The sequence below is a fragment of the Dyadobacter sp. HNCC25DJ185 genome (assembly GCF_056895195.1).
On record NZ_JBXHAR010000041.1, the window covers coordinates 1 to 320 of the forward strand.

Sequence of the window (320 nt, forward strand, 5' to 3'; positions counted from 1 at the left end):
CTGTTGGAGTATTTTACTCACGAGTTGAGAAGAACCGGTGTCACCCGTTTACTGCTATGGGAAGAATATATCAGGGAATATCCCTCGGGGCTTCAGTATTCCAGGTTCTGTGAGCTTTTAAAAGACCATATAAAAATGGGCAATGCTGCCATGCATTTTGAGCACTATCCTGCCAAGATGCTCCAAGTGGACTTTGCGGGCGACCAGCTTTCTTATGTTGACGTTTCAACGGGCGAATTGATAGGATGCCCTGTCTTTGTTGCTGTGCTTCCTTTCAGCGGATATGGCTATGTGGAAGCCCTGCCAAACGCTAAACTTGC

At 46.9% G+C, this 320-nt stretch carries 1 pseudogene; it reads left to right on the forward strand.

Annotation, left to right across the window (positions count from 1 at the left end):
• Nucleotides 1-320, forward strand: a pseudogene (locus tag AC1XUF_RS32080) (IS21 family transposase); the annotation flags it as partial.